The sequence below is a fragment of the Psychrobacter sp. JCM 18901 genome (assembly GCF_000586435.1).
Lineage (GTDB): Bacteria > Pseudomonadota > Gammaproteobacteria > Pseudomonadales > Moraxellaceae > Psychrobacter.
Genome location: NZ_BAWH01000046.1, coordinates 1 through 1,309, shown reverse-complemented (window position 1 = coordinate 1,309; position 1,309 = coordinate 1). Strand labels below are relative to the sequence as shown.

At 47.1% G+C, this 1,309-nt stretch carries 1 protein-coding gene and 1 other annotated feature; the gene reads right to left on the bottom strand.

The features are described 5' to 3' along the window. Positions 1-39: 39 nt before the first annotated feature. On the bottom strand, positions 40-1,260 hold the full coding sequence (locus TT11_RS16500; RefSeq protein WP_261871193.1) for an IS3 family transposase: 1,221 nt from the start codon (positions 1,258-1,260) through the stop codon (positions 40-42). Next, positions 868-985: a sequence feature (AL1L pseudoknot), on the bottom strand. It overlaps the preceding gene by 118 nt. Positions 1,261-1,309 lie beyond the last annotated feature (49 nt).

Genomic DNA, 1,309 nt, shown 5'->3' with positions numbered 1-1,309 from the left:
TGAACCGCCCCGACTATATCGGAGAGTGTTTTACTTGAGTCAGGCAGCAATGCCTGACAGGGTTAAATTGTCATAATACCGCTTTTCAAACTCAAAAGGCGACACATAACCAATCGTGCTATGCAGTCGTGTTTTATTGAACCAGTCCACCCATTCAAGCGTTGCCAGTTCAACATCATTTACACCGTTCCAGCTCTGCTTTAAATAATGAATCACCTCAGACTTGTAAAGGCCATTGACTGTCTCGGCCAAGGCATTGTCATAAGAATCCCCTGTTGTGCCAACAGAGGCAATAACACCAGAGTCCGTCATCTTATCTGTATAGCGAATGGATAAATACTGAACCCCGCGATCACTATGATGAATCACATCTTTAGGATTATTCCTGTATGCAATGGCCTGATTGAGCGCTGCCATCACCATATCGGTGTTCATGCGATTAGACACCTTCCAGCCCACAATAGCGCGAGCAAACACATCAATAATAAAAGCCGTGTATACCCAGCCGCTAGTTGTCTTGATATAAGTGAAGTCCGCAACCCATAGCTGGTTAGGGCGGTGGGCGCTAAAGTTACGATTGACTAAATCATTCGCCCGCAGCTGATCATCACGACTATTGGTAGTAATCTTACTCTTACCGCGCCAAACCCCTTGCATACCGTGCTGCTTCATTAGTCGCTCAATAGTACAACGAGCGACATGAATGCCGTCTGCTTTCATCTGCTGCCAGACTTTACGAGCGCCATAGCGGCACTTGCTATCCTGCCAGATGCGCCTGATCTCGCTGATGTAGAAGTCATCATGGTGGCAACGCAATGAGCGCTTGTGTGGGTTGTTGCTTAAGTCTTTAGCGCGATAATACGTTGATTGGGCAATCGGTAATACTCGACAAATTGGCTCGACCCCATAGAGGTGTTTGTAATCATCAATAAACTGAGTCATTATTTCGGTGGGCGGCCGAGCTCCGCCTGGGCGAAAAAAAGCAGCAGCCTTACGTATAATCTCATTGGCTTGCTTAAGCTCGCGACATTCGCGTTCAAGCTCTTTGATGCGCTCTTTGTCACTTTGAGCTTGCACTGAGGCAGGAATGGTTTGATCAATGTGCTTTTTATGCCACGATCGTAGGGTTTCAGGCGTACAGCCAATCTTAGGGGCGATGGCTTGAATAGCTGACCACATAGAGGGATAGTCACCTGCCACTTCAATCAGCATCCGAACGGCGCGTTCTTTGATCTCAGGAGTATAAGTTTGTCTTTTCATTGTCGTATTCTCTCAGAATGTTGAGTCTCCGACAATATCGGGGCGGTTC